This is a genomic window from Helicobacter sp. 16-1353 (assembly GCF_003288815.1).
Classification (GTDB): Bacteria; Campylobacterota; Campylobacteria; order Campylobacterales; family Helicobacteraceae; genus NHYM01.
The window spans coordinates 98,436-111,124 of the sequence record NZ_NHYM01000006.1; the positions used below are offsets into that span (position 1 = coordinate 98,436).

Here is a 12,689-nt window from a genome sequence, read left to right on the forward strand (position 1 = left end):
ATGTCCCCCTTATAGATTTATGCGCTGGGCGATGAAGTCGTATAAATGCACGCTTTTTACCCCAGCCCCGCTCTTTTCCATTGCCCCAGTGATATTCATCAAGCACCCCGCATCACCAGACACGAGATAATCAACGCCCCTACTTTTAATATCTGCAATTTTCTCTTCCACCATCGCTTTTGAAATCTCCGGCTCTTTTATGGAGAATGTCCCGCCGAATCCACAACATTCCTCTTCCCTCTCTAGCTCCACTAATTCCACATTATTTAATTGGCGGATTAATGCTTTTGAAGATTCTATACTTTTTGCGACCCGCAAAGCATGGCAGTTTGAATGCCAAGTAACCTTGACCTTTTCGCCCTTATCCTCGTATTTTACTTTTAATTCTTTTAGTAAAAAGTCGCTTAGCTCATAAATTCTAGAGCAGAACTCTTTTACCACACTATAATCCCCGTCATCGGCGAAAAGCTCCAAATAATCGACCTTCATCACCCCAGCACATGAGCCAGATGGCACGATTATGGGATATGGTTTGTCAAATAATGCGATATTATGCATTGCGATTTTTTTCGTGTATTCGTAGAATCCAGAATTATAACTCGGCTGACCGCAACAAGTTTGGTCTTTTTTGAAAATTACCTCAACGCCTTGCTGTTGTAGTAATTTGATTGCATTTAAACAAGTATTAGAATACGCTATTCCCCCAAGACAAGTAGCAAAAAAATACGCTTTCATCTCTTTCTATCTCCTCCTTTAAAGTTGAATGCGTTTAAATTTTATCGTAAAAAGTTAAAAGTTTATGCCACAATGTTGTATAGTTGGATTAAAAATTCAGCAAAATTACTGCAAAAATAACTACAACAATTCCCAAAATGCTAATGGCATTTAATTTTTCGTTATAAAGCAAATATCCGCCAATGCAAGTGCCTAATATCCCAACCGCTCCCCAAGTAGAATAAGCCACGCTTAAAGGAAAATATTCCAATGTAAAAGATAGTAAAATAAATGCTACAATGACTAAGAAAACCGCACCAAAACCGAATATTTTATGTTTAAAACCATTAGATTTTTTTAATAATAAATTAGCACATATATCAAGAAAAGCGGAAGCGATAATAATCAATAAATATACACTCATTTTTCTTTTGCCTCACCGATATTAATTAATACAATCCCTGTAATAGCAAGTATTATCCCTATAGCTTGTTTAGTTGTTACAATCTCATCAAATATAAATAATGACATTAAAACAATCAAACTAGAGCCTAAAACCTCCCATATGGCATAGGCTATACCTACTTTAATCTTTGTAAGTGCTAGTGCTAATAGATAATATGAAAGTGTTATAAAAACTACCATAAAAATGTAGCCAAATAATCTACCATCTCCAACTTTCAAGAATCCAGCTGAAACTACTTCTGTAATAATTGCTAGTAGTAGAAAAAACCAAGCAAGAATCTTTTTTCGTTCAACATTATTCATAATTATCCTTATATGCAAAAAAAATTAATCTTTGCTAATTATAATATCCTCTATAATATCGCCCTGCTCTATTTTATCAAGCACTTCAAAACTTTTTTCGTCATTTCTTTGGATTCCGCCAAATACGGTATGCACTCCATCTAGATGTGGACAAGGCACAAAACATATAAAAAATTGGCTTCCGCCTGTATCTTTTCCTGCATGTGCCATACTTAAAGCCCCTTTTATATGTAGTTTTGGATTGTTTTCCACTTCGCATTTGATTCTATATCCCGGACCACCCATACCAGCTAACTTTGGATTACTTTTACTAAAAGGACAACCGCCCTGTGCCATAAATCCTTTTATCACTCTATGAAATGTTAAACCTTTATAGAATCCGCTATTTGCCAAAACAACAAAATTAGTAACCGCCTGTGGTGCTGAATCTCCATAAAGCTTTAGCTTGATTTTGCCTTTAGAAGTGCATATAGTTGCATATTTGCTATTTTCTAATAATGTTTCATCTATATCAAATATTTTTAAATCTTCCATTTATATTTCCTTATCATAATTAATTTGATTGCAATTTTACCGATATTTTTGTGAAGTTTTAGATATTTGGAGTAATCGTTTGTTCTTAAAAATAATATTATGTATTCTTTTAAGCACTTTTATCTACTCAAAAGAATATATGATAATAGATAAAAATGATTGGATTGCAGGTGCTATAAAACTTGATATAAATTTCGCCAATGGTGCATTTGGAAGTAAATTTGGAATCTTTTTAGATGATAATACGATAATTACAAGCTCCGCTATAACAAATATAGGATTCCCAAGTGATATAAATGTAAAAATAAAAGATAGCAAAGTTGATTTAATAATCTGCATTGCAAAAGCAAGATTAGTGGTAAGTGATGAAAATACTGCTTTGGCGATGTTAAAAATCACTCATTATACAGATGATTATTGTAATTATTCTAATAAAAAGCTATATCACCAAGAATTAATAAATAATCAAAAAATAAATTTCCGCAACAATTATAAATCTAAGGAAATAGAAACGATAAGCGACAATAGTCCGTTTTTAATACAAAACTACAAAAAAACAATTATTTATGAGCAAGGATTCCCATACTTTGATAAAAATGGAAGATTTATCGGCATATCAAGCAATAATAATATAATAAATATAGATAGTATAAATAAATTTATGCAACGATTTAGGTATTTCAAACTACAAGATTAAGATTCTCTAAAACATTGATATTAATAATATATAAAAGTAAGTGTTAAAGTGGAAATTTGGAATTTTTATTTTAGAATACAAACTTAGAAATTTTATTAAAAAGGTATTAGGATTTGAATATTTTATTTTTTGGGACGCCATTATTTGCAAGGATAATTCTAGAATCTTTGATTAATGATGATTATTTTAAGATAATTGGGCTTGTAACACAAATAGATAAACCATTTGGCAGAAAGATGGAGCTAAAAGCACCACAAACAAAGGAATTCTTGCAATCTATTAAAAGCAATATTCCAATCTATCAGCCAAAAAATCTTAATGATTTAAGATTTATATATGATTTAAAACCAGATATTATTTTGGTCGTAGCTTACGGGAAAATCATACCAAAAGAAATTATTAATAATTTTTATTGTATTAATATTCATGGCTCTATTTTGCCAAAAAGTCGCGGAGCTAGTCCTATACAAGATATGATTTTAAAAAATCAAAATCTTATTGGAACAAGTATTATAAAAATGAGTGAAAACCTTGATAGTGGCGATATACTAGGAATAAGATATATGATAAATAAACAATTAGATATTGAATATACAACCAAGATTCTAGCCCAAAATAGTGCAAAATTAATTATAAAAATACTAAAGATTCTAGATTCTATAAAGCCTTTACCACAAATACATGTAGATTCTAGTTATTGCAAAAAAATTGAAAAAATTGATGGGTTAGTTATGTTTGATAATGCAAATAAGATTTATTTAAAATATTTAGCATATAAAATTTGGCCAAATATATATCTAAAAAATGGCACAAAGCTTTTTGATATTAAGATAAATGATATAGATTCTAAGAATAAAGAAGGGGAGATTCTAGCTATCAATAAAGATTCTATTATCATTGGTTGCAAAAAAGGAAGTTTAAGCATTAAAATATTGCAAGATGTAGGGAAAAATAAGGTTGATTCTGTATCGTATCTAAGAGGAAAAAGATTAAAAATAGGTAGTTTGCTTATAGATTAATAATATGAAAATAGTAACATTTAAAACACTACCATCAACACAACAATATTTAATAACATTAATTAAGGATAATAAAATAAAGCAACCTACTTGCATTGTAGCAAATAAGCAAGATTCTGGTATCGGCTCAAGGGGCAATAAATGGGTAGAAGTTGAAAAGGGTTTGTATTTTTCATTTTGTATGCCTTTAATTAGCCTACCAAATGATTTAAAATTAGAATCTATGTCGATTTTTTTTGGATTTATTTTTAAGCAGAATCTAGCAAATATCGGCTCTAAAGTCTGGCTAAAATATCCTAATGATTTATATGTAGAGCAGAATAAGATTGGTGGGATAATCTGCAATATAGTAAATGGCTTTGTTGTTTGTGGCATTGGTTTAAACATAGAATCTAAAAACTTCGCCACTATTGATAATGGACTTATTGTGGATTATGATGATTTTTTAGAAACATATTTTAGCAGTATAGATAATTATAGTTGGAATAAGGTTTTTACCAAATATAGCCAAGAATTTCATCAAAATGAGCGGTTTTCTTTTCATTATAAAAATAAGATTCTATCCTTTAAAAATGCTAAATTACTCCCAGACGGTGCGATAAAAATCAATAATGATATTATCTATTCTATAAGATAAATGATAATCGAATAAAAGTAAAATTAAACTATTTTTTATAATATAGTAAGATTTAATTTATATAAAAAAAGTTACAATACCTAATCTAGTTTTAGAGAGTTAAACTAAGATTTAGGAAGTTAGAGCTTTTCACAAATAAATATTTCAAAATAACAATTATTAAGGGCTAATATAATGAATAAGTGCGAGATAATAACCATTGCAAACCAAAAAGGCGGTGTAGGTAAAACTACTACAGCAGTGAATTTATCTGCTTCGTTAGCATATAAAGGTAAAAAAGTATTATTGATTGATGCTGACCCGCAGTCAAATGCAACTACAAGCTTAGGTATTTATAGAAATGATGTGGAATTTTATCTTTATCATGTTCTTACTGATTCTAAGAAATTATCTCAAATTATTAAAAAAACTGATACTAAGAATCTATTTTTAGCACCTTCAAATATTGGATTAGTTGGTTTTGAAAAAGAATTTTATAATAAAAGAACTCAAGGTAGGGAATTAATATTAAAGAAAAAAATAGCCGAAGTAACCGAAGATTATGATTTTATTATATTAGATTCTCCTCCAGCATTAGGACCACTTACAATGAATGCTTTGAGTGCATCAGATTCTGTTTTAATACCAATACAATGTGAATTTTTTGCATTAGAGGGTTTAGCACAGCTACTAAGCACGATTAAAATGCTAAAAGAGCAAATCAACCCAAATCTAAGCATTAAAGGTTTTTTACCTACAATGTATGCATCTCAAAATAATCTTGCAAAACAAGTTATTTATGATTTATCGCAACATTTTGATAAATATATGTTTAAGGATATTAATTCTCAAAATTTAACCATTCCAAGAAGTGTGAAATTAGCGGAATCTCCTAGTTTTGGTAAGCCAATACTGCTTTATGATATGCGTTCAAATGGAAGTATTGCCTATCAAAATCTAGCTGAAGCAATATTGCAAGGAGTATAATGGCAAAGAAAAAAGCACTTGGTCGCGGATTAAGTGCATTAATCGGTGAAGTAGAACAAGCTTATGAGAATAATTTAAACGATAATTCTGCTTTGGTTGTTGAGATTGATATTGATTTAATAAAACCAAATCCATTGCAACCAAGAAAAACATTTAACGAATCTTCTTTGATTGAGCTGTCAAATTCAATCAAAGAGCACGGGATTCTGCAACCCATATTAATATATGAAGATAATAATGAATATTTTTTAATAGCAGGTGAAAGAAGATTAAAAGCTTCTAAAATCGCCAATCTTCAAACGATTAGAGCTATTGTTGTAGATATTAAATTAGAAAAACTTAGAGAATTAGCCTTAATAGAAAATATACAAAGAGAGGATTTGAATCCTATCGATTTGGCACTTTCCTATGACGCGTTGATAAAAGATTATAATATTACGCAAGATGAGCTTGCATCAAAGCTACAAAAAAGTAGAACGCAAATTACAAATACACTTGCTTTATTGCGTTTGCCAAAAGACGCACAAAAGCTATTAATCGAAGGTAGAATCTCACAAGGACATGCAAAGGTTTTAGTAAATCTTAGTAATGATGATTTCACTTTGGCGTTAAACTCGATAATTGGTCAAAAGCTTTCAGTAAGGGAAACGGAAAATTTAGTTAAGAATATTAAGACTGCTCCTAAAAATCATAATAAAAAGCAAATCATTGAATTTAAAGATGATTTATCAAAGCTATCAAATATATTCCAATCTATTGATATTGATACAAAAATTAGTAATAATTCATTAATTTTAAAATTTAAAACTAAGGAAAAAGTAAATAGGTTAATAAAAATTTTAAGTAATTTGAATAATTTATAACAAAAAATAATAACTAATTTGTTAATATTATGTCATTTATTTTAAATAACTAAAGTTAGCTACTTTGCTAAAGAGGAGAGGTAATGGGTATAAGTTTAAATCCGGAGTTAATGTTACTTGTATTTTTCTTATTCATTCTATGTATGATTCTATTGAATAAATGGCTTTATAAGCCAATTTTAGAATTTATGGATTCTAGAGATAATATGATTAAAAATGATTTAGAGAATGCAAGTAGCAATGATAGTGAGATAGAAGAAATACAAACTAAGATTAACAATATCTTAGAAAATGCCAAAAAGGAAGCAACTTCATTAAGAGAAAGGGCATACGAACAGGCAAAATTAAACTATGACAAAAATATTCAAGAAATAAAAAATTCTAATGAAAAAGATTTAGCAAACTTTATGGAATCTATCAAAAAAGAGAAAGAAGAGCTAAAAAAATCACTTCTTACTAAAATGCCAGATTTTAAGAAAAGTTTAAATGCAAAATTAAAAGAAATGTAATTTAAGGAGAGGTATGTAATGCATAAAATATTATTTATATTATTGCCAGTATTTGCATTTGCAGCAGATGTTGATATAGCAAATAGTGATATTATAGAGCGAACAATAAATTTTGCTATATTTGTTGCAATTCTTTGGTATTTACTAGCAAATAGAATAAAATCTGCCCTAAAGGCAAGACAAGATGGAATCTCTAGTCAATTGAATGCAGTCCAAGATAAATTAGCTCAATCTAAAGCCAAAAAAGAAGATATGTTAAAATCCCTAGAACAATCCAAACAAAAAGCAGAAGAAATAGTAGCTAATGCTAAAAAAGAGGCTTTTATTATTACCCAAAATATAGAAGAACAATGCAAAAATGATATTGAGATTCTAAATAAAAATCATCAAGAATTGCTAAGTTTTGAACAAAAACGAATGAAAAAAGCTGTTATTGATGATATTTTAGATGAGCTTTTAATCAAAAATGATGTAAAGCTTGATAAAAACGATTACATAGATATACTTTTAAAAAGGGTTGCATAATGAATTCGCTAGTATCAAAAAAATATACAAAAGCATTAGTATCAGCGATAGGCATAAAAGGGGCTTCTAAAGCATTAGATACTTTATATTTAATATCTAATTGTTTTAGTGATGCCAAATTTAGTGCTATTGTTAATTCTCCAACAGTATCAAAATCTAAAAAAGAATCTTTGATTTTATCAGTTGTTGAAATAAAAGATAAAAAAATAATAAACTTCATAAAAATTCTCAATCAAAAAAATAGATTGAGCGAGATTCCGCTAATATGTGATGAATTAAAAAGATATATTAACTCTAGTAATAATGAATATGAACTTATAGTTTATTCATCATTTAAGTTGGATTCTAAAGACTTAGAGCATATCAAAAAAGAGATGGGTAAAAGACTAGGAGTATCATTATATGCTACAGAAAAACCAATGGATACGGAGGGGGTAAGATTGTTTGTAGATGGTATTAGTGTTGAAACTTCATTTTTAAAAAATGGATTTTCTAATAGTTTAAGAAATTATATTTTAAAAGCATTTTAAATTTAAGAAGGAGTAAAAATGTCAAATAAGATTCAAGTAGATGAAATAAGCTCAATCATAAAGCAAAGAATAGATGATTTTGAGTTAAAAATTGATATAGATGAAGTTGGGACAGTTATTAGCTATGCTGATGGTGTTGCTAGAGTCTATGGATTAAAAAATGTTATGTATTATGAAATGGTAGAATTTGACACTGGAGATAAAGGATTAGCCTTAAATCTCGAAGATAATAGCGTAGGTGTTGTTATACTTGGAATTGGAAAGGATATAAAAGAGGGAGTTTCTGTTAAAAGACTTGGAACTCTTATGAGTGTGCCTGTTGGAGATGCTGTTGTAGGAAGAGTTGTAAATACTTTAGGTGAGCCAATAGATGGAAAAGGAAGTATTGAAGCAAAAGAACAAAGATTTATCGAGATAAAAGCACCCGGAATTATGGCTAGAAAGTCCGTTCATGAGCCACTACAAACAGGAATCAAAGCGATTGATGCACTTGTGCCAATTGGTAGAGGACAAAGAGAGCTTATAATAGGTGATAGACAAACAGGTAAAACAACTGTTGCGGTAGATACTATTATAAACCAAAAAGGACAAGATGTAATTTGTATATATGTAGCCATTGGACAAAAAGAATCCACAGTCGCGCAAGTAGTTAGAAAATTAGAAGAACACGGCGCGATGGAATACACAATAATAGTCAATGCTTCGGCTTCGGATTCTGCTACTATGCAGTTTTTAGCACCATATGCAGGTGTAACAATGGGTGAATATTTTAGAGATAATTCAAGACATGCATTAATTATTTATGATGATTTGAGTAAGCACGCTGTTTCATATCGAGAAATGTCATTAATCCTAAGAAGACCACCGGGTCGTGAAGCATTTCCCGGAGATGTATTTTATCTACATTCAAGACTACTAGAAAGAGCTGCGAAATTAAGTGATGAGCTAGGTGCTGGTTCGCTTACTGCTTTACCTATCATTGAAACACAAGCGGGCGATGTGGCAGCATATATCCCAACAAATGTTATATCAATTACAGATGGACAAATATTCCTAGAAACAGATTTATTCTATTCTGGTATAAGACCTGCAATAAATGTGGGCTTATCTGTATCAAGAGTTGGTGGAGCTGCACAAGTAAAGGCAATGAAACAAGTATCTGGGACTTTGCGATTAGACTTAGCACAATATAGGGAGTTACAAGCGTTTTCACAATTTGCATCAGATTTAGATGAAGGCAGTAGAAAACAGCTTGATAGAGGTCAAAGAATGGTAGAAATATTAAAACAACCTCCATATTCTCCACTATCTGTTGAGAGACAAATTGTTATTATTTTCGCAGGAGCAAGAGGCTATTTAGATAGTATCCCAGTTAATAAAATCACAAAGTTTGAATCTGACCTTTATCCTTTTATAGAGGCTAAATATCCTAAAATATTTGAGGTTTTAATCAGCAAAAAAACAATAGATTCTGATTTAGAAACATTATTAAAACAAGCTCTAGAAGAATTTAAAAATACTTTTTCAATATAAATAAGGTTGAAATATGGGGAATAGTTTAAAAGATATTAGAAAAGAAATCTCAAGTATAAAAAATATTCAAAAAACTACAAGGGCAATGAAACTTGTGGCAAATTCTAAGCTTAAAAAAGCAGTAGAAGCAGCCAAACGAAGTAAGATTTATTCTGCTAAGCTAAATGAAGTTTTTAATGAAATTATCCAAAAAACTTTATCGGGGAATATGTTTGAAAAAAATGATATTTTATTTGTAGATAAAACACGACAAGTAAAAATGGTGGATATTATTTTTGTAACTTCTGATAAGGGCTTATGTGGAGCTTTTAACTCAAATACCATCAAAGCAGTTGTCCATCTTATGAATGAATATAAAAATAATGGAATTAAGATTCGATTAAGAGGTATTGGTAAAACGGGGATTAGATATTTTCATTTTAATGAAATAGAGTTATACGACCAATCTACAACTTTATCATCGAATCCTAGTGATGAAGGTGCATCTGAATTTATTATGAAAGCTGTGAATGATTATATAAATGGCGTTACAGATAAAGTTATAATAGTTCATAATGGATTTAAAAATATGTTATCTCAAGAAATACAGATAACAGAGATTATGCCATTTTGTATAGATTTAGATAGTATCACAAAAGAAGTTCAAAATGATGGTGAAATGCTAATAGAGCCTACAGACAACGAAAAAATGATTCTAGAGGAATTAGCAAAACAATATATAAATTACAATATGTTTTATGCCTTGATAGATTCTCTAGCTGCAGAGCTTAGCTCAAGAATGCAAGCTATGGATACTGCTACTAAAAATGCATCTGAATTAGTAAAAGATTTAACAATTAAACTTAATAAATCTAGACAAGCAGCGATTACTACTGAATTGGTAGAAATAAATGCTGGTGTAGAAGCAATGAAATAAAAATAAATAGGAGTAAATAGATGAATACAAAAGGAATAATTTCGCAAATAATGGGTCCTGTCGTTGATATTGATTTTGATGGATATTTGCCAAAAATTTATGAAGCAATCGATGTTGATTATTCAATGAATGGGGAAAACAAAAAGCTAGTATTAGAAGTCGCTTCCCATTTAGGAGATAATAGAGTTAGAACAATTGCTATGGATATGACAGAAGGTCTTAAAAGAGGTCAGGAAGTTAAAGCAAGAGGTGCTATGATAGAAGTGCCTGTTGGCGAAGAAGTTTTAGGAAGAATCCTAAATGTTATCGGTGATGTTATAGATGAGGGTGCACCATTAAAAGGAAAAATAAAGCTACCTATACATCGTTCCGCTCCAGTGTTTGAAGACCAAAGCACAAAAACAGAAATGTTTGAAACAGGTATTAAGGTTGTAGATTTATTAGCCCCTTATTCAAAAGGTGGTAAAGTTGGATTATTTGGTGGTGCTGGGGTTGGCAAAACAGTTATTATTATGGAATTAATACACAATGTCGCCTATAAACATAGTGGATATTCAATCTTTGCTGGAGTTGGAGAGCGAACAAGAGAAGGGAATGACCTTTATAATGAAATGAAAGAAAGTGGTGTATTAGATAAGGTTGCATTATGCTATGGTCAAATGAATGAACCACCTGGAGCTAGAAATAGAATAGCATTTACAGGTCTTACAATGGCAGAGTATTTTAGAGATGAAAAAGGGCTTGATGTGCTAATGTTTATAGATAACATCTTTAGATACGCACAATCTGGAGCTGAAATGTCCGCATTACTTGGTAGGATTCCATCAGCCGTTGGTTATCAACCTACCCTTGCTACTGAAATGGGTAAATTACAAGAGCGAATTACTTCTACCAAAAAAGGCTCTATTACTTCGGTTCAAGCTGTTTATGTCCCAGCGGACGACTTGACTGACCCAGCTCCCGCATCAGTCTTTGCTCACTTAGATGCAACAACAGTTTTAGATAGAAAGATTGCAGAAAAGGCAATTTATCCAGCAGTTGACCCATTGGGCTCTACTTCTAGAATCCTAGACCCGCATATAGTCGGCGAAAAACACCATAAGATTGCAATAGGCGTTCAGCAAGTATTGCAAAAATATAAGGATTTACAAGATATTATCGCATTGCTTGGAATGGACGAATTATCAGAGGAAGATAAGCGAACAGTTGGAAGAGCAAGAAAAATTGAGCGATTCCTATCACAACCATTCTTCGTAGCGGAAGTCTTCACAGGTAGTCCGGGTAAATATGTCGCTTTAGAAGACACGCTTGAAGGATTTAGTGGAATCTTGGATGGTAAATATGATGATATTCCTGAAGCAGCGTTTTATATGGTTGGCAATATACAAGAAGTATTAGATAAAGCAGAAAAACTTAAAGCTTAATTATTTTAAGTTAAACTAAATTTAAGGTTTATATAAATTATGGAAAATAACAATATAAAATTATCTATAGTAACCCCTTATGGAATGATATTTGATGGTGAAGTAAAAGCCGTAAATCTACCCGGAGAAGAGGGTGAATTTGGTGTTCTTCCCGGACATTGCGATTTTTTATCTTTGCTAAAAGCTGGGGTTATTGATATAGATATGAAAGATGGTAAAAAAGAATTAATCGCCATAAATTGGGGATATGCTAAAGTAAATACAACAAATGTTGATATTCTAGCAAATGGTGCTGTTGCGATTACTGGTAATTCTGATAGTGAAATATCTAAAGCAATAGATAATGCAAAAAGCCTACTTGAAGATGCCGCTTCTGATAAAGTATTGCTTTCATCAGTATTACATAAAATAGAGACTAATGCTAAACAAATTGTATAGTAGCATATTAAGGAGTATTATTTTTGAGTAGTTTTTTTTCTGATATGGGAGCTATTACTTGGTTTGTTTTAGCTTGGCTATCAATCTATTTTATAGCAAACATTTGGATTTTTATATGGAGATTTTTAAAGTTAAGCGATATTTTAAATGCAGAAAAAGGAACATTGGAATTACTTAATAATAATATGCTACCAATAAAAGAATCTGTATTTTCTAATATCTTAAATAGTAATAAAAAAATCGATGCAGAAACGCTTAATATGTATAAAATAAAAGCTATAAAGCAACTTACTACTGGTTTATCTATGCTTAGTATTATCTCATCAACTGCACCATTTATTGGATTATTTGGAACGGTAGTTGAGATATTGGAAGCATTTTATTACTTAGGTGGCGAGGGAAAAGTATCATTTGATATTATAGCTCCAATCATATCAAAAGCATTAATTGCTACTGCATTTGGAATATTAACAGCTATTCCAGCATATTCATTTTATGTGCTTTTAAAAAGAAAAGCTTACGAAGCCACAACCTATCTAGATATGCAAATTAATATTATTTTAAGTGCCACAAAAGATATTAATCCTAAAATCACATTAAAATAATATCTTATAAG

At 30.5% G+C, this 12,689-nt stretch carries 17 protein-coding genes; 13 read left to right on the forward strand and 4 right to left on the reverse strand.

What is annotated here, in order from left to right; translation table 11 throughout:
- Nucleotides 1-9 precede the first annotated feature (9 nt).
- From CCY99_RS05130 to CCY99_RS05145, 4 genes are all read right to left on the reverse strand, one after another.
- Entirely contained in the window at nt 10-735 is a 726-nt protein-coding gene (locus CCY99_RS05130; RefSeq protein ID WP_112060339.1) for a (Fe-S)-binding protein, read from the reverse strand.
- 88 nt (nt 736-823) lie between these two features.
- On the reverse strand, nt 824-1,138 hold the full coding sequence (locus CCY99_RS05135; RefSeq protein ID WP_112060340.1) for an SMR family transporter: 315 nt from the start codon (nt 1,136-1,138) through the stop codon (nt 824-826).
- Entirely contained in the window at nt 1,135-1,482 is a 348-nt protein-coding gene (locus tag CCY99_RS05140; protein WP_112060341.1) for an SMR family transporter, read from the reverse strand. Before CCY99_RS05140 ends, CCY99_RS05135 begins: the two co-directional genes overlap by 4 nt.
- Nucleotides 1,483-1,506: 24 nt before the next feature.
- Nucleotides 1,507-2,016 carry a peptidylprolyl isomerase gene (locus CCY99_RS05145; protein WP_112060342.1) on the reverse strand — a complete coding sequence of 170 codons (510 nt, stop codon included), beginning with the start codon at nt 2,014-2,016 and terminating at the stop codon, nt 1,507-1,509.
- A 79-nt stretch (nt 2,017-2,095) separates the two neighbouring features.
- Between CCY99_RS05145 and CCY99_RS05150 the strand changes: the two genes are divergently transcribed.
- The 13 genes from CCY99_RS05150 to CCY99_RS05210 all read left to right on the forward strand — a co-directional run bounded on the left by CCY99_RS05150 (nt 2,096) and on the right by CCY99_RS05210 (nt 12,678).
- On the forward strand, nt 2,096-2,713 hold the full coding sequence (locus CCY99_RS05150; RefSeq protein WP_112060343.1) for a hypothetical protein: 618 nt from the start codon (nt 2,096-2,098) through the stop codon (nt 2,711-2,713).
- A 113-nt stretch (nt 2,714-2,826) separates the two neighbouring features.
- Nucleotides 2,827-3,732, forward strand: a complete 906-nt coding sequence (locus CCY99_RS05155; protein ID WP_112060344.1) for a methionyl-tRNA formyltransferase — start codon at nt 2,827-2,829, stop codon at nt 3,730-3,732.
- Between the two features lie 4 nt (nt 3,733-3,736).
- A complete protein-coding gene (locus CCY99_RS05160; protein WP_112060345.1) occupies nt 3,737-4,369 on the forward strand; it encodes a biotin--[acetyl-CoA-carboxylase] ligase in 633 nt (210 codons plus the stop codon).
- Between the two features lie 174 nt (nt 4,370-4,543).
- Nucleotides 4,544-5,335, forward strand: coding sequence for an AAA family ATPase (locus tag CCY99_RS05165; RefSeq protein ID WP_112060346.1), 792 nt, complete (start codon nt 4,544-4,546; stop codon nt 5,333-5,335).
- The gene (locus tag CCY99_RS05170; protein WP_112060347.1) at nt 5,335-6,198 is read left to right on the forward strand and encodes a ParB/RepB/Spo0J family partition protein; all 864 of its coding nucleotides are present in this window, start codon (nt 5,335-5,337) and stop codon (nt 6,196-6,198) included. The genes CCY99_RS05165 and CCY99_RS05170 overlap by 1 nt, the downstream gene beginning before the upstream one ends.
- 83 nt (nt 6,199-6,281) lie before the next feature.
- Entirely contained in the window at nt 6,282-6,707 is a 426-nt protein-coding gene (locus tag CCY99_RS05175) for a F0F1 ATP synthase subunit B' (protein ID WP_112060348.1), read from the forward strand.
- Between the two features lie 18 nt (nt 6,708-6,725).
- Nucleotides 6,726-7,232: a F0F1 ATP synthase subunit B gene (locus CCY99_RS05180; RefSeq protein ID WP_112060349.1), complete on the forward strand. Its 507-nt coding sequence runs from the start codon at nt 6,726-6,728 to the stop codon at nt 7,230-7,232.
- Entirely contained in the window at nt 7,232-7,762 is a 531-nt protein-coding gene (locus CCY99_RS05185) for a F0F1 ATP synthase subunit delta (RefSeq protein ID WP_112060350.1), read from the forward strand. The genes CCY99_RS05180 and CCY99_RS05185 overlap by 1 nt, the downstream gene beginning before the upstream one ends.
- Before the next feature lie 18 nt (nt 7,763-7,780).
- Nucleotides 7,781-9,295 carry a F0F1 ATP synthase subunit alpha gene (gene atpA / locus CCY99_RS05190; RefSeq protein ID WP_112060351.1) on the forward strand — a complete coding sequence of 505 codons (1,515 nt, stop codon included), beginning with the start codon at nt 7,781-7,783 and terminating at the stop codon, nt 9,293-9,295.
- A gap of 13 nt (nt 9,296-9,308) precedes the next feature.
- The gene (gene atpG, locus CCY99_RS05195; RefSeq protein ID WP_112060352.1) at nt 9,309-10,211 is read left to right on the forward strand and encodes an ATP synthase F1 subunit gamma; all 903 of its coding nucleotides are present in this window, start codon (nt 9,309-9,311) and stop codon (nt 10,209-10,211) included.
- A 20-nt stretch (nt 10,212-10,231) separates the two neighbouring features.
- Nucleotides 10,232-11,635, forward strand: a complete 1,404-nt coding sequence (gene atpD, locus CCY99_RS05200; RefSeq protein WP_112060353.1) for a F0F1 ATP synthase subunit beta — start codon at nt 10,232-10,234, stop codon at nt 11,633-11,635.
- A gap of 39 nt (nt 11,636-11,674) precedes the next feature.
- Nucleotides 11,675-12,073, forward strand: a complete 399-nt coding sequence (atpC, locus tag CCY99_RS05205; RefSeq protein WP_112060354.1) for an ATP synthase F1 subunit epsilon — start codon at nt 11,675-11,677, stop codon at nt 12,071-12,073.
- A 23-nt stretch (nt 12,074-12,096) separates the two neighbouring features.
- Complete coding sequence (locus tag CCY99_RS05210) at nt 12,097-12,678, forward strand: MotA/TolQ/ExbB proton channel family protein (RefSeq protein ID WP_346436878.1); 582 nt, start codon at nt 12,097-12,099, stop codon at nt 12,676-12,678.
- The last annotated feature ends 11 nt before the right edge of the window (nt 12,679-12,689 follow it).

What these genes read in the sequence shown, in the direction of transcription:
- CCY99_RS05130 (WP_112060339.1), bottom strand. Translation starts at nt 735, where the DNA reads ATGAAAGCGTATTTTTTTGCTACTTGTCTTGGGGGAATAGCGTATTCT.
- CCY99_RS05135 (WP_112060340.1), bottom strand. Translation starts at nt 1,138, where the DNA reads ATGAGTGTATATTTATTGATTATTATCGCTTCCGCTTTTCTTGATATA.
- CCY99_RS05185 (WP_112060350.1), top strand. Translation starts at nt 7,232, where the DNA reads ATGAATTCGCTAGTATCAAAAAAATATACAAAAGCATTAGTATCAGCG.
- CCY99_RS05175 (WP_112060348.1), top strand. Translation starts at nt 6,282, where the DNA reads ATGGGTATAAGTTTAAATCCGGAGTTAATGTTACTTGTATTTTTCTTA.
- CCY99_RS05165 (WP_112060346.1), top strand. Translation starts at nt 4,544, where the DNA reads ATGAATAAGTGCGAGATAATAACCATTGCAAACCAAAAAGGCGGTGTA.
- atpD (WP_112060353.1), top strand. Translation starts at nt 10,232, where the DNA reads ATGAATACAAAAGGAATAATTTCGCAAATAATGGGTCCTGTCGTTGAT.
- atpG (WP_112060352.1), top strand. Translation starts at nt 9,309, where the DNA reads ATGGGGAATAGTTTAAAAGATATTAGAAAAGAAATCTCAAGTATAAAA.
- CCY99_RS05160 (WP_112060345.1), top strand. Translation starts at nt 3,737, where the DNA reads ATGAAAATAGTAACATTTAAAACACTACCATCAACACAACAATATTTA.
- atpC (WP_112060354.1), top strand. Translation starts at nt 11,675, where the DNA reads ATGGAAAATAACAATATAAAATTATCTATAGTAACCCCTTATGGAATG.
- CCY99_RS05180 (WP_112060349.1), top strand. Translation starts at nt 6,726, where the DNA reads ATGCATAAAATATTATTTATATTATTGCCAGTATTTGCATTTGCAGCA.
- CCY99_RS05140 (WP_112060341.1), bottom strand. Translation starts at nt 1,482, where the DNA reads ATGAATAATGTTGAACGAAAAAAGATTCTTGCTTGGTTTTTTCTACTA.
- CCY99_RS05145 (WP_112060342.1), bottom strand. Translation starts at nt 2,016, where the DNA reads ATGGAAGATTTAAAAATATTTGATATAGATGAAACATTATTAGAAAAT.
- CCY99_RS05170 (WP_112060347.1), top strand. Translation starts at nt 5,335, where the DNA reads ATGGCAAAGAAAAAAGCACTTGGTCGCGGATTAAGTGCATTAATCGGT.
- atpA (WP_112060351.1), top strand. Translation starts at nt 7,781, where the DNA reads ATGTCAAATAAGATTCAAGTAGATGAAATAAGCTCAATCATAAAGCAA.